10 protein-coding genes and 1 pseudogene are annotated in these 18,645 nt (G+C 59.4%); 7 read left to right on the forward strand and 4 right to left on the reverse strand.

The genetic code is table 11. The features are described from left to right. Positions 1–35 precede the first annotated feature (35 nt). Both lptB and hprK read left to right on the forward strand, forming a co-directional pair. Positions 36–794 carry an LPS export ABC transporter ATP-binding protein gene (lptB, locus tag M2103_RS08930; RefSeq protein WP_277510041.1) on the forward strand — a complete coding sequence of 253 codons (759 nt, stop codon included), beginning with the start codon at positions 36–38 and terminating at the stop codon, positions 792–794. A gap of 364 nt (positions 795–1,158) precedes the next feature. After that, complete coding sequence (gene hprK, locus M2103_RS08935; RefSeq protein WP_277510042.1) at positions 1,159–2,193, forward strand: HPr(Ser) kinase/phosphatase; 1,035 nt, start codon at positions 1,159–1,161, stop codon at positions 2,191–2,193. Here hprK and M2103_RS08940 read toward each other — a convergent pair. Both M2103_RS08940 and M2103_RS08945 read right to left on the reverse strand, forming a co-directional pair. Then, on the reverse strand, positions 2,190–2,999 hold the full coding sequence (locus tag M2103_RS08940; RefSeq protein ID WP_277510043.1) for a hypothetical protein: 810 nt from the start codon (positions 2,997–2,999) through the stop codon (positions 2,190–2,192). The two genes, hprK and M2103_RS08940, sit on opposite strands and share 4 nt — an antisense overlap. Before the next feature lie 145 nt (positions 3,000–3,144). Beyond that, positions 3,145–7,683, reverse strand: coding sequence for an immunoglobulin domain-containing protein (locus tag M2103_RS08945; protein WP_277510044.1), 4,539 nt, complete (start codon positions 7,681–7,683; stop codon positions 3,145–3,147). 433 nt (positions 7,684–8,116) lie between these two features. On the opposite strand from M2103_RS08945, the gene M2103_RS08950 reads away from it, so the two are divergent. From M2103_RS08950 to M2103_RS08960, 3 genes are all read left to right on the forward strand, one after another. Continuing rightward, positions 8,117–9,451, forward strand: a complete 1,335-nt coding sequence (locus M2103_RS08950; RefSeq protein ID WP_277510045.1) for an RsmB/NOP family class I SAM-dependent RNA methyltransferase — start codon at positions 8,117–8,119, stop codon at positions 9,449–9,451. Positions 9,452–9,624: 173 nt separating this feature from the next. Further along, complete coding sequence (secA, locus tag M2103_RS08955; protein WP_277510046.1) at positions 9,625–12,771, forward strand: preprotein translocase subunit SecA; 3,147 nt, start codon at positions 9,625–9,627, stop codon at positions 12,769–12,771. 82 nt (positions 12,772–12,853) lie between these two features. Then, positions 12,854–13,411, forward strand: a complete 558-nt coding sequence (locus M2103_RS08960) for a four helix bundle suffix domain-containing protein (protein WP_277510047.1) — start codon at positions 12,854–12,856, stop codon at positions 13,409–13,411. 84 nt (positions 13,412–13,495) lie between these two features. Here M2103_RS08960 and M2103_RS08965 read toward each other — a convergent pair whose 3' ends face one another. Further along, a complete protein-coding gene (locus M2103_RS08965) occupies positions 13,496–14,539 on the reverse strand; it encodes a deoxyhypusine synthase family protein (RefSeq protein WP_277510048.1) in 1,044 nt (347 codons plus the stop codon). A 549-nt stretch (positions 14,540–15,088) separates the two neighbouring features. On the opposite strand from M2103_RS08965, the gene M2103_RS08970 reads away from it, so the two are divergent. Continuing rightward, a complete protein-coding gene (locus M2103_RS08970; RefSeq protein ID WP_277510049.1) occupies positions 15,089–16,594 on the forward strand; it encodes a pyruvate carboxylase subunit B in 1,506 nt (501 codons plus the stop codon). Between the two features lie 59 nt (positions 16,595–16,653). After that, positions 16,654–17,883 carry a PD-(D/E)XK nuclease family protein gene (locus tag M2103_RS08975; RefSeq protein WP_277510050.1) on the forward strand — a complete coding sequence of 410 codons (1,230 nt, stop codon included), beginning with the start codon at positions 16,654–16,656 and terminating at the stop codon, positions 17,881–17,883. A 243-nt stretch (positions 17,884–18,126) separates the two neighbouring features. On the opposite strand, the pseudogene M2103_RS08980 reads toward M2103_RS08975, so the two are convergent. Continuing rightward, positions 18,127–18,645 (reverse strand): annotated as a pseudogene (locus M2103_RS08980) (mannose-6-phosphate isomerase); the annotation flags it as partial.

An 18,645-nucleotide genomic window follows, 5' to 3' on the forward strand; every position in this document is an offset into this window, starting at 1 on the left:
AACCTTTCCAGACTCTTTTTCGCGTTAACAAAATAATGAGCGCCCAAGCCGACACCACCGCAACCCCGACGCCCGCGGAAATCACCACGCGGGCGCTCGTCAAAACCTATGGCCAGCGCAACGTCGTCAACGGAGTCGACATCAACGCGCGCGCCGGCGAAATCGTCGGGCTCCTCGGCCCCAACGGCGCCGGCAAAACCACCACCTTCTACATGATCGTTGGCCTCGTGCCCGCGACATCGGGCCGTGTCTACCTGAACGGCGTCGACGCCACCCCGCTCCGCATGCACGAGCGCGCCCGCCTCGGCCTCGGCTACCTGCCGCAGGAGGCGTCCACATTTCGCAAACTCACCGTCGAGGAAAACATCCTCGCCATCGTCGAGCTGCTGCCAATTCCCCGCAAGGAGCGCCGCGCGCGCGCGCAACGCCATCTCGAGGAACTGCACCTCACCCACGTCGCCAAACAAAAAGCCTACACCCTCTCCGGTGGCGAACGCCGCCGGCTCGAAATCGCGCGCGCGCTCGTCACCGAGCCAAAGTTTCTCCTCATGGACGAACCCTTCGCCGCCATCGACCCCATCTCCGTTGCCGAAGTGCAGCGCATCGTCCTCGAACTAAAATCGCGCGGCATCGGCGTCATCATCACCGACCACAACGTCCGCGAAACCCTCCGCGTCGTCGACCGCGCCTACCTCATTCACCAGGGCAAAGTCCTCACCAGCGGCACCAGCGAGCATCTCATCAACGACCCTCAGGCGCGCGAGTTTTACCTCGGCAAGGATTTTAACATGTAAAGTCGGCGCGCTCCCTCCTTGGAATTTAAAACTTATTAATGAGTGCAAAATAACACCGACATGAAAACACGAGTTTGTCGTTTGCCCATCCCCAACGGGGATGCATCCATTAGCCCGGGGTTGGCGCGAGCTGCGAGCGCCTACCCCGGGTGCCATGAAAAAGAACCCACAACCCTGGAGGGGTTGCACCCTCGGAAAACACCCGCCGAACACACAGGCCGCAACCCCGTTGGGGTTGTTTGTTGTGTTCGTTATTCCCAGGGTAGCTCGCGAAGCTCGCAACCCTGGGCTAAGGGACGGAAGCCCGTTGGGCTTCAAGCCATGTCCCTTCTATTTTGCACTCCCTAATAACATCCCCTTCCCCATGAGCAAAGCCAACACGATCAACGGCATCACAGTCGCGCACTTTTTCCAAACCTACGGCGCGAAACTCAAAATGGAACTCGTCACAGGCGCGGGCGGCCTGCACCGGGTCATTCGCGAGGGCAGCATCAACCGCCCCTCGCTCGCCCTCACCGGCTTCTTCCGCTACTTCGCCAACAAGCGCATCCAGGTCCTCGGCGCCGCCGAGATGACCTTCATCAAGACGCTCAACCCCGAGCGCCAGGTCGAGATTTTCCGGGGCATGTTCAAGCACCAGATTCCCTGCCTCATCCTCACGCGCAGTTTTCACCCCACCCCCGAGCTGCTCGCCGTCGCCAAGGAGTGCAACCTGCCCCTCTTCCGCACGCCGCTCATCACGATGAAGTTCATCAACCAGGCGACTCACTTCATCGACAACGAATTCCACAGCCCCATCACCGAGCACGCCACCACGGTCGATGTTCGCGGCATCGGCGTCATGATTCGCGGCGGCTCCGGCGTCGGCAAAAGCGAATGCGCCCTCGCCCTCATCGAGCGCGGCCACTCACTCGTCGCCGACGACCACACCGTGCTCCGCCTTCTCGACGAGCGCGAGCTCACCGCATCCAGCCGCGAGCTCAACTTCGGCTACCTCGAATGCCGCGGCATCGGAATCATCAACATCGTCGAAATGTTCGGCGTGCGCGCCGTGCGCCCCGAAAAGCGCATCGACCTCGTCGTCTCCATGTATGAATGGACGCCCGACGCCATCGAGGAGCGCACCGGCCTTGCCGACAACTACTACGAAATCCTCGGCCAAAAAATCCCTCACATCACCCTCTACGTCCGCCCCGGGCGCGACATGGCCCGACTCATCGAGGTTGCCGCCCTCACCCAGGCGCTCAAGCGCGTCGGCATCCACTCCGCCGAGGAGTTCAACAACCGCCTCGTCGCCCACATGGCCGATCCCAAGAAAAAACTCGACTCCCCCTTCCAGATAAAAGTCCGCCCCTCCGACCCCACCGAATTCCCATCCCGCATCAACGCCGAGCGTTAGTCGGCGTCCAGAAATTTCGCGATATCCGGAATCTCCTTCACCCGGCGTCCGCCCGCGCGCCGCGCGAGGTATTCGTCAAGCTGCTCGGTGACCTCGATCTCCTCGTCGCTTTGCCGTTTGCGCGGCTTGTCATCGTCGTCAATGCCCTCCTCGATGTCGCCTCCGCCGGCGAGCTCATAATCCGCCTCCTCGAAATAATGCGACATGCGCCGCGCCTCGGGCTCCAGCACCAGCGACGGATTCCGCACGCGCCCGTCTTTCACAAACTCAAACAGGCACGGATAAAATTTATTCTTATACCGCGCCTGAAAATCGGACACCCACTTGTTGGTCACCCCGTCGCGCCTCGCCAGCAGCACGATGTCCGAAAAATGGATGCACGCGTCATACCACGTCATCAGCGATCGGTTTTGCTCGGCCAGTTGGCAGTTCACCACGCACACAACGCGCGCCAGCTCGCCGCCCGCCTCGGTCAGCCATGGTTTCAACGCCTCAATCTGGTCGATCGGATTGCGCCTTCCGTCAGTCACGAAAAACACATGCGTCCGCCCCGCGATATCGACGCCCTCCGCCTCGATGCGTCCGTCCATGCCCTCCGGTCCGCCGCCCTGCGCGCGCCATTGCCAGCGCGCGATCTCGCCCAGCGAGGCGTCCGCTGCGTCCGCCGCCTCGTTTTCGGCGAGCATGACAAGCGGGCGATCCCCGGCATCAAGCCCCTCGGCAAGAATATCCGCCAGCATCCCGCGCCGCCCCGACCCCGTGGCGCCAATGACCAGATAAACAAAAGGTTTCGATATGTCGTTCATGTTTTGCCGAAAGGTTGGACGGCATCCGGCAAATGTCCCGCAAAAAGATAGAGGGCAGAATTCCGGAACAGCAGGCGCGGTATTCCGCATCCTTTTATGTGCGCGCAATGTGGCACGGACAGAAATGCCTGCGCCACCTTGACAATCACCCGCGCCTCTTCTTGGCGGCGCGCAATGCGACAAGCCCGGCGAGCAGCGCCGCATACCACAAGCTTGGCGCGCCTCCCCCGCCGCCACCGCCACCGGAATTATTGTCACCGCCATTTCCCCCAGTGTTGACGGTGAGTGTGGCAACGGAGCTGGTGACGTTGCCGGCGGTGTTGCTCACGCGCACGGTGTAGCCGCCCTCATGGGATTTCTGAACATTGTTTATTGTGTGGCTGGCATTGGTTGCGCGGGGAATGGAGTTACCGTTCAACATCCATTGAAAAGTGGGCGCGGGGTTGCCGGTGGCGACGACGGTGAATGTCACATTGCCGCCGACCGTGACGGTTTTTGACACAGGCTGCGTGGTAATCGCCGGCGGTGTGAACGCGGCGCTAACGGTAAGCGCGGCGGCGTTGCTGGATGCCGATCCGGCTGGATTGCGCACGACGACATTATAGGCGCCGGCATGGGATTGCTGCGCATTAGTGATTGTGAAACTGGCTCCCGTGGCTCCGGAAATGGGCGCGCCGTCCTTTCGCCATTCATACGACAGGCTTTCCCCGGTGGCGGCGACGTGGAATGTGGCATTGCCGCCAACCGTCACCGTTTGCGACGCGGGATGCGTGGTGATGACGGGCGCGGCGAGCGCGCCAACCGTTACCATGAACGCGCCCGACGCCACAATCTCGCCGGCGGGAGTCGTCAGCGCCACGGCATACGCGCCCGCGTGCGCGGCGCTCGCGCTTGTGACGGTGTAGGTGTTTGCCGTCGCGCCGGGAATGGTGAAGTTGTCGCGATACCATTGACTGGCGGCGGGGATAAAATTGTCCGCGCCGGCCGTGAGCGTGAACCCTCCGCTGACGGCGGGGACGTTGGCCGCGTTGGCGCTCGTGCCCGAACCGGCGCCGCTCACGATGGCGGTGATGCGCGCATCGGCGTTGGGAGTGGTGTCGGGCGCGGGGGAGTTTTTGCCGTTGGTATTGCCGGCGTTGCCGGTGATGAGGGCGGCGACTGCGGCGGCGTCAAACGGCGCGGTGGAGCCGGCGGGATACATGAGGCGCGAGTAGGCGGGGACAAACACGGTGTCCGCGCCGGGGTCGAGCGTGCCGGTGGTGGCATTGGTGAAGTTGTTGAGCGCGCGAAGTTTTCCGGTGCCCTGTTTCGCGAGCGGGTTGTGGGTGCCCTGGTAGATATTGCGCTCGGAAAGGATTTGCGCGCCGGCGCCGGCAATGGTCGCCGTGGTGTTGCCGGTGGCGGCGATGTAGTTGTTAAACATGACGACACGGGAGTTGGTCGCGGCGGGAATGTCGGCCTTGAGCCCGTCGGCGAAATAATTATGGGAGAGGAGGATTCCGGTGTCCTCGCCGGAGTTGTCGATGCGCATGGCGGAGCCGGAGGAGGCGGGTGTGGCGGTGAATTTATTCCACGAGAAGGCGATATTGTCCGAGTTGCCGTTGATGACGACGGGCGTGTCGGTGAACGTGCAATGGGAAAGATCAACGTCGTGCGCGCCGGTGATGGTGAGCGCGCCGGTGGTGAAATTGACGCCGAGAACAAGGACATTGCTCACGCCCGCCGGGAGGGTGAGCGCCCCGGAAACCGTGGCGGCGGCGTCCTCGCCAACGATGGTCTTGCCGCTGGCAACAGTGACGCCATCGACGAGGGAAAGGTCGAGCGCGCCGGTCACGGTGATGGTCGCGACGCCGGGGGACTCGGCTTGCGTTTTGAATTGTTGCGCCAAATCCGTCGGGCTGGGCGCGACGGTGAGCGTGGCGGCGTTGCTGGTGATATTTGAAGCGACGCTGTTGCTCGCGAGGCAGCGGTATTGTGTGCCGTCCATGGCGACGGTGACGGCGTTGAGGATGAGCGTGTCGGTGGTTGCGGTGGCATTGCCGGTGACGTCCGTCCATGCGCCGCCGTCGGTCGAGGATTGCCACTGATAGGCCGGCGTCGGATTGCCGCTGGCAGCAATGGCAAAGGTGGCATTTTGGCCGGCGGTGACGCTTTGGTTTGCGGGTTGCGTGGTAATGACAGGCGCGACGGGCGCGGCACCGACGGTGAGCGTGGCGGGGTTACTGGTGGCATCACCGGCCATGTTGTTGAGGACGCAGCGATATTGCGCGCCGGACATGCCCGCAGTGGCATTGGCAATGGCAAGGCTCGCAGTTGTCACACCGCTATAGATGGCGTTATTGGCGAGCGGCGTCCACAAGCTGTCGGTGCCGAGAATTTGCCATTGATATTCGGGCTCGGGAACACCGGTTGCCGTGATAGTGAAGGTGGCGTTTTGACCGACATAAATGCTCTGGCTGACGGGATTTGTGGTGATGATGGGCGGAGTGGCCATGGATCCAAATACCATCACAAATATATTACTATTATTGACGATGGCGTCGCCGAGCTGGCCGGAGGAATTGGCACCTGTCGCCCAGAGCCGTCCATCGTTGGCCACATACAGGCTGTGATCGTTAGAAGCCGCCACAAAGGCCGCGTCGCTTGCAACTTGCACAGGGGCGGTGCGGGTGACAGTGGTGCCGTCACCAAGCTGCCCAAGGCTGTTGGCTCCCAAGCCCCAGAGCGTCCCGTCGGTGGTTATGAACAAGCTGTAATTATGACCCGCTGCGAGCATGGAGGTGGCGTTATCCGCGACATGTTTGGGGCTACGGTGAGAATTGGAGCTGCCGCCAATCTGGCCGTTGTTGTTTAGTCCCATGCCCCAAAGTTTGCCATCACTGGTTACATAAAGGCTGTGCTGGGTGCCTGCGGCCACGGCGATTACATTACTTGCCACATGCGCGGGTGTGGGGAGATCAAGATTTGCGCCGTTACCAAGCTGGCCGGCTTCATTAGCTCCCATGCACCAGAGCCTTCCATCGCTGGTTACATACAAACTGTGGGAGGAATATGTGGCCACGGCACTAACATTATTTGCCACAAGCACGGGTGTGGTGCGATCAGTGGTGGTGCCATCGCCAAGCTGCCCGAACTTGTTGAGTCCCATGGCCCAGAGCTTATTATCATTGGTCAAATATAAACTGTGATAGGAACCCGCAACAACAGCGGTGACATTGTCCGCTACCAGGCCAGGCGTGGTGCGATTGCTGTTGGTATAAATACTACCGAGCTGGCCATGATTATTAAGACCCATGGCCCAAAGCTTTCCATCACCAGTTAAAAACAAACTGTGCTGGAATCCCGCAGCAACGGATATGACATTGTTCGCGATCTGCACTGGTTCGTTGCGATTCTTGGTGGTGCCGTCGCCAAGCTGCCCGCAGTCGTTGAGACCCATGGCCCAAAGTCTGCCATCGTTTGTAACAAACAGGCTGTGCTGCCAGCCTGTTGCCACGCGGGTCACAGGAGGCGCGACGGGGAAATTAGCCGCCTGCTTAATCGTTACAGTGAGCGGATCATTTGCCGCGCCGGGTGCCTTAATGCGAAGACTTGCTGTGCGCTGCGCACTGGTCGGATTGGAGTCATGGGCAAGAATAATAGTGCCCTCGTCGCTGCCGCTTGTGCCGGAAATGATGCGTGTCCATACATCGCCGGACATCACGGTTGCCGTCCAAGGCATCTGAGTTGTTCCGGTGTTTGCCACGGTAATGGTCAATGTGCCCGCCTCCGGGCCGATGTCTTGCGATGCGGCAGGCGATACGGACAGCACGGCGGGGCTAAACACGCGAACGGGATTACTTTTTCCATCGCCCACCTGCCAGAGTGTTCCATCACCAGTCACAAACAGGCTTTGCTTGCCGCCGGCAGCAATAGCGATGACATTGGTCGCTCCGGGCACTTGCAGGGGCGTGGAACTATTGGTCGTAGTGCCGTCTCCAAGCTGGCCGGAATTATTGCTCCCCATGGCCCAGAGTTTTCCGTCACCGGTTAAAAACAAGCTGTGGGAATCACCGGCGGCAACAGCGGTGACATTGGTCGCCCCGGGCACTTGCAGGGGCGTGGAACTGTTGGTCGTAGTGCCGTCTCCAAGCTGGCCGGAATTATTGCTCCCCATAGCCCAGAGTTTTCCGTCGCCGGTTACAAATAAACTGTAGTATTCGCCGGCGGCAACGGCGATGACATTGGTGGCTCCAGGCACTTGCAGGGGCGTGGAACTATTGGTCGTAGTGCCGTCTCCAAGCTGGCCGGAATTATTGCTCCCCATGACCCAAAGTTTTCCGTCACCGGTGGTAAACATACTGTGATTGCCGCCGGCGGCAACGGCGACCACGTCTGTCGCACCGGAAACTTGTATGGGTGTGGAAGAGTCGGTATTAGTGCCGTCGCCGAGTTGCCCTGAAGAATTATACCCCATTGCCCGGAGTTTTCCATCGCTGGTAACAAACAGACTGTGGTTACCGCCAGCGGCAATAGCGACAACATTGGTCCCGCCGTAAGTGCGCACAGGTGTGGCCCGGCTAGTGGTGGTGCGATCTCCAAGTTGCCCTGAAGTGTTGTAACCCATTGCGTAAAGATCCCCGTTGCCTGTGACGAACAGGCTGTGATACTTGCTGACGGCTGTGGCGATGACGTTGATATTCACACATACAGGAGTGGCGACACTGTTAATGTCAGCACCAATTCCGAGTTTCCAAAAGCTGTTTGACCCCACACCCCAAAGGTTCCTGTTTTCGGTTATGAACAGACTGTGGTCGCTACCAGCCGCCACAGTTGTAACATGGCGTTCATTTGCCTGCGCGATGGCAAGGGACGGCAGTGCGAAAATTCCAGATGCAAGAAAAACGGCGGAGCGCAGTGCCCGGGCGAAATTTGATTTCATCGCCTGCAGCCTCAAGATAAAGTTAGATTATTGCGATAAAAAAGGCCTCTTATGGGGATGTATTTATGTGGAATTTAAAAAATCCTTTTTATTGTTTATTATTGTTTTGGGCGGAAGGCGCGGGATGGATCGGCTTATCTCACCCGTCGCGGCGATTTTCTTTGATTTGCGGAACAAGGGCGGCGAACTTTGCGCAATGTCCACAAACGAACAGCCCACGACTCCCTGGTCGCTCGCAGTGATGCTGATCACGCGCTGGCTCGAAAAATCCGAGCGCGCCGACGCGCTGCTCGACTCGCTGCCCCGCGAGGTGGCCGGCGTGGAACGCGCGCGCTGCCAGCACTTGCTGTTCGGCGCGTTGCGGCACAAGGGGCGCGTCGACTCGCACCTGCAGCGGCTGGTCGCGCGCGCGCCGCGTCCGCGATTGAGCGCCGTCTTGCTGGTGGCGGGCTTTGAGTTGATTGAGGGCGGCGACGAGGGGCACGCGGCGCGCGTCGTGCACCATGCGGTGGAACAAACCAAGACGCTCGCAAGCCAGCCCGAGGCGCGGATGGTGAACGCCGTGGTGCGCAAACTCGCCGCGGCACTTGCGGAGGAAAAACCTCCCGCAAAACTGGCGGGCGCTGAACAACTCGCCGCGTGGTTTTCGCATCCCGCCTGGCTTGTGCAACGCTGGCTCGCGCAATTCGGCGCGGCGGGCGCGCGCGCATTGCTTGAGTGGAACCAGAAACCCGCGCCGGTGCATGCGCGCTGGAGGGCCTCACGCGCGCCGTCCGAGGCGGAGCTGGCATGGCTGGCGCCGTCGCGATGGGAGCAATTTTATGAGGTGAGGGCGGGCAACTGGCCCTCCGTGGAGGCGGCGATCACAGCGGGCGATTTGTATTTGCAGGATCCCTCGACTCGCCTCGCGGTCGGGCTGCTCGCGCCGCAGGCGGGCGAGAGCATTCTCGACGCGTGCGCCGCCCCGGGCGGGAAATGCCTCGCCATTGCCGACGCGATACGCGCGAACGCGGACGCCGAAAAATTGGAAAAAACGCTGCTTGTCGCGATGGATTTGCCGGGCGCGCGTGTTGATCGATTGAAGGAAAACCTGTCGCGCGCGCCGGAGGGAATGAACGTGGCGCTGGTGCAGGGCGACTTGCTCGCGGCGCGCCCGCCGCTCTTCGACGAGCACAACCTGCCCGCGGAATACAACGCGGTGCTGCTCGACGCGCCCTGCTCAAACACAGGCGTGATGCGCCACCGCGTGGACGTGAAGTGGCGCCTGCAGCCGAACGATTTCACGAAGCACGCGCGCCAGCAACTGGCCCTGCTCGAAGCCGCGGCGCGGCGCGTTCGCCACGGCGGACGGCTGATTTACAGCACGTGCAGCATTGATGCCGAGGAAAACGAGCACGTCGTCACCGCGTTTCTCGAACGCCCGCACGGCCCCGGCGGACATGGACGGTTTGCCTTGGAAAAATCAGTGCAATCGTTCCCGTGGATGGACGGCCACGATGGCGCGTGCGCGTTTCTGTTGCGCCGGCGATAAAAATCGCCCCGGGCAACGCCTCCATTTTTCGGTTTTGGCCGCAAAATTCTTCCGTTGCAACGGACGCCGCGGCCCTGCACATTTTTTTCTTTTTTAATTTTCCCAACCATTCCGCATTCTTCAGCCTTTCAGCTCTTCAGTCATTCAGTCTTTTTCATCATTCCGCATTCCAAATGATTTCCTGGCTCATTAAAAAGTTTTCCGGCCGCCATTATCGCAAGTTCCTCGAACGCTGCCGTCCCGTCGTTGCGCGCATCAACGAAATCGAAGTTTCCTACCAATCGCTCACCGACGAGCAGCTCCGCGCCAAAACCGACGAATTCCGCGACCGCGTCAAAGCCGGCGAAACCCTCGACGCGCTCCTCCCCGAGGCATTTGCCGCCGTCAAGAACGCCGCCCGCCGCCTCTGCGGCCAGAAACTCGTCGTTTGCGAGCACGAGCTCGAATGGAACATGGTGCACTTCGACGTGCAGCTCATCGGCGGCATGGCCATCCACGAGGGCCGCATCGCCGAAATGGCCACCGGCGAGGGCAAAACCCTCGTCTCCACCCTCCCCCTTTACCTCAACGCCCTCAACGGTCGCAACGCCCAGCTCGTCACCGTCAACGACTACCTCGCCCGCCGCGACTCCGAGTGGATGGGCTACCTCTACAACTTCCTCGGCCTCACCGTCGGCTGCATCCAGCAGCAAATGCCAAACGACGTGCGCCGCGAAATGTATTCGCGCGACATCACCTACGGCACCGCCTCCGAGTTCGGCTTCGACTACCTCCGCGACAACGGCATGGCCACCCGCAAGGAGGATCAGGTCCAGCGCGAGCACTGGTATTGCATCGTTGACGAAATCGACTCGATCCTCGTGGACGAGGCGCGCACGCCGCTCATCATTTCCGGCCCCGCGCCCATCGAGCGCGAGCAACCCTTCACCCGCCTCAAGCCCGGCATCGAGCGCCTCGCCGCCGCGCAAACCCGCCTTTGCAACAACCTCGTCGCCGAGGCCAGGGAACTCCTCGAAAAAACCGACGCGTCCAAGGACGACATCCACGCCGCCAGCCTCAAGATGCTCCAGGTCAAGTTCGGCGCGCCCAACAACAAGCAACTCCTCCGCCTCCTCGAGCAACCCGAATGGCGCAAGCTCCTCGACAAGGTCGAAACCGAGCTCCACTCCGATTTCCAAAAATCGCAACTCTACGCCCTCAAGGAGGAACTATACTATTCCATCGACGAACGCCAGCACCAGGCCGACCTCTCGCTCAAGGGCCGCAACCATCTCCGCCCGGACAACCCCGACGCCTTCGTCCTCCCCGACCTCGCGACCCAGTTCGCCCTCCTCGAAAAGGACGAGCAATACACGCCCGAGCAACGCGAGGACATCAAGCGCAAGGCCGAGGCCGAATACGCCGTCATTTCCGAGGACATCCACGCCATCTCGCAACTGCTCCGCGCCTACTCGCTTTACGAAAAGGACGTCGAATACGTTGTGCAGGAGGGCAAGGTCATGATCGTCGACGAAAACACCGGTCGCGTCATGCCCGGCCGTCGCTGGTCCGACGGGCTCCACCAAGCCATCGAGGCCAAGGAAAACGTCGCCATCGAAAACGAAACCCGCACCTATGCGACGATCACCATCCAAAACTACTTCCGCATGTATGAAAAACTCGCGGGCATGACCGGCACCGCCGAGACCGAGGCCACCGAGTTCAACGACATCTACAAACTTTCCGTGCAGGTCATCCCGACAAACAGACCCTGCATCCGCATCGACAAAAACGACTCCATCTACAAAACCCGCCGCGACAAATACAACGCCGTCGTCCGCGAAATCGAGGCCGCCCACAAACGCGGCCAGCCCGTCCTCGTCGGCACCGCCTCGGTCGAATCCTCCGAGGTCCTTTCGCGCATGCTCAAGCGCGCGAACATCGTGCACACCGTGCTCAACGCCAAGTTCCACGCGCAGGAGGCCGACATCGTCGCCCGCGCCGGACAGCGCGGCGCCGTCACCATCGCCACCAACATGGCCGGCCGCGGCACCGACATCAAACTCGGCGAGGGCGTCCGTTTCAACGTCACCTACGGCCCGCACGAAGACCCCGAGAAAGCCTCGAAGAAAATCTTCCAATACACGCTCACCGAACCCAAGACCGGCGAGGTCAAAAAATACGACTCCGACAGCGACGAGGCCTACGACCTCTGCCTGACGCCAAGCACAAAGGAAACCGGCGGCCTCTACGTCATCGGCACCGAGCGCCATCAATCACGCCGCGTCGACCGCCAGCTCCGCGGGCGCTGCTCGCGCCAGGGCGACCCCGGTCTCACCAAGTTCTTCCTCTCTCTCGAGGACGAGCTCATGCGCCTCTTCCTCCAGGGCAACCTCGCCTCGCGCCTCATGGAAGGCACGATGAAGGAGGGCGAGGAGCTCCAGCACCCGCTCCTCAACCGCTCCATCGAAAGCGCGCAGAAAAAAGTCGAGCAGCAAAACTTCTCCGCCCGCAAACGCCTCCTCCAATACGACGACGTCCTCAACCTCCAGCGCCAGGTCGTCTACGACATCCGCAACGCCGCCATCCACGCCGACCGCGCCAAGGACCTCATCTTCGAGCAAGTTGACGAGGAAATCGAAAACCGCGTCGCCGTCGCCGGCATCGGTGAAAAAGGCGGGGCCACGCAAAGCTCGATCGACGGACTCGTCGGCTGGGTCAACCAGCACTTCCGCACTTCCATCAAACCCGCGGAAATCCAAAACCTCGACGCCACCGCCTCAAGGACGCTCATCGTTGACCGCATCAAGGACGCCTACGCGATAAAGGAATCCGCCGAAGTCCCCGAGGCCCTCGGCGGACTCGAACGCTACACAATCATCAACGCCATCGACCAGCACTGGCAGGAGCATCTCACCGAGATGGAAAGCCTCCGCCAGTCGGTGAGCCTCCGCAGCTACGGCCAGAAGGACCCGCTCGTGGAGTATAAAAACGAAGCCTATAAATATTTCGAGGAGCTCATGGACGCCGTGCGCCTGCAAATCTGCACCGGTCTCTTCCGCAGCGCGAGCAACCTGCAAGCCTTCGAAAACATGCTCGCGATGCTCTCGCGCGGCGCAAAGTTGCAAGGCCCCGAAAACGCCGAGGCTTCCGGCCCAAGCGTGCGCACCACCGTCACGCACAGCGGCCCCGCGCAACAACAGCTCTCGACCAACTCGCCCGAAGGCGAAATCAAGCTCCCGAAAGTCACCATCCGTCGCGAGACCCCGAAAGTGGGTCGCAACGACCCCTGCCCCTGCGGCAGCGGCAAAAAATACAAAAACTGCCACGGCGGGATGTAAGGGCGCGGCGCGCCATAGCACTTTCGGCTTTCCAAACATTGGGCCCATGGGGCATATACGCCCCATGGGCCCCATGAAAAAAATGCCGGTGTCACCCCCCGGCTTCCTCCCCACCGGCGGCAACTACGAGGGCCTGCTCGCCTTCCAAAAAGCCGAGGTTATTTACGATTTCACGTTTCGCTTTTGCCACAAGTTTTTCGAAAAAAAGGACCGCACCATCGACCAGATGATCCAAGCCGCGCGCTCCGGAAAAAAGAACCTGCTCGAGGGCAGCCGCGCCGCGCAAGGTTCCAAGGAAATGGAAATAAAGCTCACCTGCGTTGCCCGCGCCAGCCTTGAGGAATTACTCGACGACTACCTCGACTATTTGCGCGCTCGAGACCTGTCGATTTGGAGCAAAACCTCGCGCGAGGCGCTCTTCGTCCGCCAGCTCGGCAAACGCGAACCGCAAACCTACGAGCTCTACCGCGCATTCATGGACACCCGCCCGCCCGAAGTGCTGGCCAACATCGCAGTCTGCCTCATCAACCAGGCAAACTATCTCATCGACCGCTACATCAAATATCTCGAACAAGACTTCGTAAAGCACGGCGGCATCCGCGAGCGCATGACCAAGGCCCGCCTCGCACACCGCGCCTGATGCGCCGCAGCAAGAAAGCGGCGGCGCCCGGCAGTGGACAGCAAACTGTAAAATGAAAACCGCGCGCTCAACGCGCGCGCTTCGTCAGCGCCCAAGCACCCACGAAAACACCAGCGGCGCCACGATTGTCGCGTCGCTTTCGATGATAAACTTCGGCGTCTTTTCGCCGAGCTTGCCCCAGGTGATTTTTTCGTTCGGCACCGCGCCCGAGTAGCTGCCGTAGCTCGTCGTCGAGTCGCTGATCTGGCAGAAGTAGCCCCACAGCGGCACGTCGGGACGCTGCAAGTCCTGATGCAGCATCGGCACCACGCAAATCGGGAAGTCGCCCGAAATGCCGCCGCCGATTTGGAAGAAGCCGATCGAGCCGTTGCCGTCGCGCAGATTTTTCGCCGTCTTCGTATACCAGTCGGCGAGCCACATCATGTATTCGATGCCCGTGCGCACGGTGTGCACGTTCTTGATTTCGCCGGTGATCACATGGCTCGCATACATGTTGCCCAGCGTCGCGTCCTCCCAGCCCGGCACGATGATCGGCAGGTTCTTTTGCGCCGCCGCCAGCATCCACGAATTCTTCGGGTCAATCTGATACGACTTTTTCAGTTTTCCGCCGCGCAGAATCTTATACATGAACTCGTGCGGGAAAAAACGCTCGCCCGCCTTGTCGGCCTTCATCCACTCGTCGAGCACCACGTTTTCAATGCGGCGCATCGCCTCCATCTCGGGAATGCACGTGTCGGTCACGCGGTTCATGTGCCGCTCCAGCAACGCCTGCTCGTCCGCCGGCGTGAGGTCGCGGTAGTGCGGCACGCGCTCGTAATAATCGTGCGCCACCATGTTGAACACATCCTCCTCAAGATTCGCGCCCGTGCACACGATCGCGTGAACCTTGTCCTTGCGAATCATCTCCGCGAGCGTGATGCCAAGCTCCGCGGTGGACATCGCGCCGCCGAGCGTGACGACCATCTTGCCGCCCTTCTTGAGATGATCCTCGTAACCGCGCGCCGCATCGACGAGCGACGCCGCGTTGAAGTGGCGGTAGTTGTGCGCGATGAATTTCGAGATCGGCCCCTTCTTGGAGGCGGCGACCGCGTTGGACGGAGTTTTGGACTTCTTGGGTTTTGTGCTCATGGTTTTGAATGTAAAAGTGAACAAATTGGCCCGCAACTAAACCCCGCAAAACGCGAAGCGCCACCAAAAACATCGCAATCTTCGAACCAGGCAACTGACCACGGATTGCCCATAGCGGCTTTGCCTCACCCAAAGATTTCTTAACCGCAGATGAACACAGATATGCGCAGATACGGAAAATAATGAATTTTTGAATCGATGGTTTGAAAATCTGCGTTCATCTGCGTTCATCTGCGGTTGAATTTGTCTTTGATTTTAGTGGGGCGCGACATGGAAAGATCGCGCAAAAAAATAGAGAGGTTTCGGGGTTAGTATTACGGATTAACACGGATAAATACCAGAAGACGAAGTTCTCATCCGTGCATATCCGTGCAATGTCAGGCCACTCGCAGACACGTAGAGCGGTCAAACGGATTGAAAAATTGATGCTCCGAACTGAAAAATCATCCGCCCTCAAAACGAACACTCGCCACCCGCGCAAAAACTGTTTTCAAAGTTGAAACCGGCAATTTCGCCGCCACCAACCGCAGTCATTTTTTTACAAACACCATGAGCAAACCCGTCACCTTCAACAACACCGTCCTGCGCGACGGCCACCAATCGCTTGCCGCCACCCGCATGGCCACCGAGCAAATGCTCCCCCTCCTCGAGCCGCTCGACTCCCTCGGTTACGCCGCGCTCGAAACTTGGGGCGGCGCCACCATCGACTCCGGCCTGCGCTTCCTGAAGGAGTTCCCCTTCAAGCGCCTCGACGCCATCCGCGCCAAAACCAAGACCCCGCACATGATGCTCCTGCGCGGACAAAACATCGTCGCCTACGACCAAAACCCCGACGACGTCGTCACCGCTTTCGTGCAAAAATCCATCGCGCACGGCATGAACATCCTCCGCATCTTCGACGCACTCAACGACACGCGCAACATGCAGACCGCCATCGCCGCCACCAAAAAAGCCGGCGGCCACGCCCAAGGCACCATCTGCTACACCAAGTCACCCGTCCACACCATCGAAGGCTTCGTCAAAATGGGCGCCGAACTCGCCGCCATGGGCTGCGACAGCATCTGCATCAAGGACATGGCCGGCCTCATTCCCCCCTACATCGCCGCCGCCATCATCAAGGGCCTCAAGGCGCAAATCAAAATCCCCGTCATCCTCCACACCCACGAAACCGCCGGCCTCGGCTCCGCCGCCTACCTCGCCGCCATCGAAGCCGGAGTGGACACCATCGACGTCGGCATCCGCCCCTTCGCCGACGGCACCGCGCAACCCGACCACCTGCGCATGACCGCCCTCCTCGAAAACGCCCCCCGCAAAGCCGCCGACTACGACCTCAAAAAAGTCCGCGAAATCTCCGAGGCCCTCAAACCCGTCTACGCGCAACTCTCCAAGTTCACGCGCCACGCCAACGAAGTCGTGGACACCGACGCCATCACCTACGAAGTCCCCGGCGGCATGCTCAGCAACTTCCGCTCGCAACTCACCGAGATGAAAATGGAGGACCGCTTCGACGAAGTCTTTGCCGAAATCCCCTACGTGCGCGAAAAACTCGGCTGGATTCCGCTCGTCACGCCCACCTCGCAAATCGTCGGCACGCAAGCCGTGATGAACGTGAAGTTTGGCCGCTGGAAAAACTTCATCCCCGGCGCGATGAACATCGCGCTCGGCTACTTCGGCCGCACCCCCGCGCCCGTCGATCCCGAAATTCAAAAACTCGCCGCCTCCACCGCGAAAAAAGCCCCAATCACCTGCCGTCCCGCCGACCTCATCAAGCCGAGGATGGAAACCCTCCGCGCCGAACTCGCGCAAAACAAGCTCCCCACCGACGACGAACACTGCGTCATCTACGCCATGTTCCCGCAGCAACTCAAGGAACTCTACGCGCAACCCGCACCCGCAGCTCCTGCCGCAGCACCGACAGCCCCCGCGCCTGCCGCAAAAGCCTCCGCACCCGCCCCCGCACCCACGGCCGAGCCGGGCACCGCCGGCAACGTCCTAAAATACGCCATGACCATCGGCGACCGCCGCGTGGAAGCGACTGTTGAGGAAATCAGCTAAAAAACGGAACCAAACTGGCCGCGACAACCCTCCAATTTAAACACAAACCATCTCCCCTCATGGATCACACTGTGAAAATGCTTAAGGAAAAGCTGGACAACTTTTGCCCCGAAATTCCGTCCAGCTTGCTCTATTTACTTTTCCAAAAGGTGAACGCCATTAGCAGGGATGAAAAAGGAAGGCGCCGGGAGGAAACATTACATAGCGAAATGCTTGCCGCGCTGTTAAATCCAGAGTCAAACGGTGATTTGGGCACTGTGCTGATAGAAACACTGCTGGACGAGCTACCGCGCAAGGTCGCGTGGTCGAGTGAGGCGGGACATGGTAATAAATTCATAATCGAACTTGAGAGGCGTGTCGCCTGCGAAGGTGCCAACGAAAGACCAATAGATATCCTTATATCATGGGAGGGTGCGGAAGGGGGAAAACACGCAATTATTATCGAAAACAAACTCGCCGGAGCAGTGGACCAAGAAAACCAGCTAAACGACTACTACGACGGGCTGAAACGTGAGCACTTTGCCGTGCATGGAATCATCTACATTCCATTTAAGGGAGAGAAGAAACCATCCTATTTAAAAAAAAATGTCCATGAAAAGACCGTGGTAATGGACGCGAAAAAAATAACAACAAAGTGGCTGGGAAATGCCATTACCCGGGCTCGGCATAGGGGGAAAAGCGCAAAAACCATTGCTGCCATAGAATATTACAAGGACTTTTTGGAAAGTTTCATTATTAACAAAGCAAAACTTATGAAATCCTGCGACATCCTTTCTGAAATGACCTCTACCCAAGTGCGAAGTCTGGAGGCGCTACTCGCCTCCGATGAGTGGATTGAGGCAAAATTTACAAATATAACCAAAATTTTGAAACAACGGCTTGGCCCTGATTTAAAAATGCAGCCACAACGATACAAGGATTTACACACGGATGGCGGCCCTCGTCACAATGTGCGATACTATTTTGATACGAGCGATTATTGGATCGAGGTATGGATGGATGCGAAAAAACTAGTTTTTTATATATGCTCCACTGAGGAAAAAGACTGGGTAACGATTGGAGGCATGAAATATTATTTCGATTCAAAGGATAATGGAGGTAATAGGCGAGGAGGGCGTGGAAATTATTATTATTACGCCAACGAAAAAGGTCATGAATTTGACTATCCTAGCAAAGCCTCGGAGGTGAATGCAGAATTAATTGAGGCGGTAGCATTGATATTGGGGCATTTGTCCCCTCAAAACGCCCCCCGAAGGGAAGCCGAAAAGGGGCAGGACAAAGTTTGTTGATTTTCGAATTATTCCAAACTGACCTTTTCCGCGAAACCGATTCTTTTTTGGAGTGCGGTGGCAAAGCGAAGCGGCGACACCGCTTTGAGCAGTTCGAAGATTTTTCACTGCGCGCAAAAAGCGGTGTCGCCGGGCTTTGCCCTCTGCCACCGCACTCCAAAACAAACGACGCCGTCTCTTGATAAAACTGAAAAAGCTGCCGCCGACCTAATCGCAAACTTGGTCGGTTCTCACAGGGATATTTTATCCGAAGTTTTCCGTCAGCAGCAGCAGGCTGTCCTCCGTCGCCTCGAAGGCGAAACCGCCCGCGTAGGGCAACACCACGTTTTCGCCGCGTGTGAGCGTGGCGGCGGTGTCGTCCGCGGACGATGAGAGCATTTCGCGCACGGTGCCGTCCACGACGCTCAGAATTCGCGCCTGCTCGCCCGCGGCGACGCGCAGTTTCTCGCCTTTTGCCAGCGGCACGCGGCGGATGCGGAATTCGGCTGCATCGGCGATGACGGCGTTCTTGCGCTCGCCGCGCACGGGCTCCGGCTCGAAGTCGTCCCACTTGATCGATTTGAGCGATTCGTCGACGTGCATCTGGCGCGGTTTTCCGTCGAGCCCCACCCTGCCCCAGTCGTAAACGCGATAGGTGGTGTCCGAGTTTTGCTGGATTTCGAGGATTAGGTTGCCGCCGTCGATGGCGTGAATCTGCCCGCTGTGCACGAGGATCGAGTCGCCCTTCGACACGGGGAAACGGTGCACGCAGTTTTCGAGCGT

Origin of the sequence: Ereboglobus sp. PH5-5, assembly GCF_029504805.1 — a bacterium.
Lineage (GTDB): Bacteria > Verrucomicrobiota > Verrucomicrobiia > Opitutales > Opitutaceae > Ereboglobus.

Coding starts and splice junctions, on each gene's coding strand:
- lptB (WP_277510041.1), top strand. CDS start 36: ATGAGCGCCCAAGCCGACACCACCGCAACCCCGACGCCCGCGGAAATC.
- hprK (WP_277510042.1), top strand. CDS start 1,159: ATGAGCAAAGCCAACACGATCAACGGCATCACAGTCGCGCACTTTTTC.
- M2103_RS08940 (WP_277510043.1), bottom strand. CDS start 2,999: ATGAACGACATATCGAAACCTTTTGTTTATCTGGTCATTGGCGCCACG.
- M2103_RS08950 (WP_277510045.1), top strand. CDS start 8,117: ATGTCCACAAACGAACAGCCCACGACTCCCTGGTCGCTCGCAGTGATG.
- secA (WP_277510046.1), top strand. CDS start 9,625: ATGATTTCCTGGCTCATTAAAAAGTTTTCCGGCCGCCATTATCGCAAG.
- M2103_RS08960 (WP_277510047.1), top strand. CDS start 12,854: ATGCCGGTGTCACCCCCCGGCTTCCTCCCCACCGGCGGCAACTACGAG.
- M2103_RS08965 (WP_277510048.1), bottom strand. CDS start 14,539: ATGAGCACAAAACCCAAGAAGTCCAAAACTCCGTCCAACGCGGTCGCC.
- M2103_RS08970 (WP_277510049.1), top strand. CDS start 15,089: ATGAGCAAACCCGTCACCTTCAACAACACCGTCCTGCGCGACGGCCAC.
- M2103_RS08975 (WP_277510050.1), top strand. CDS start 16,654: ATGGATCACACTGTGAAAATGCTTAAGGAAAAGCTGGACAACTTTTGC.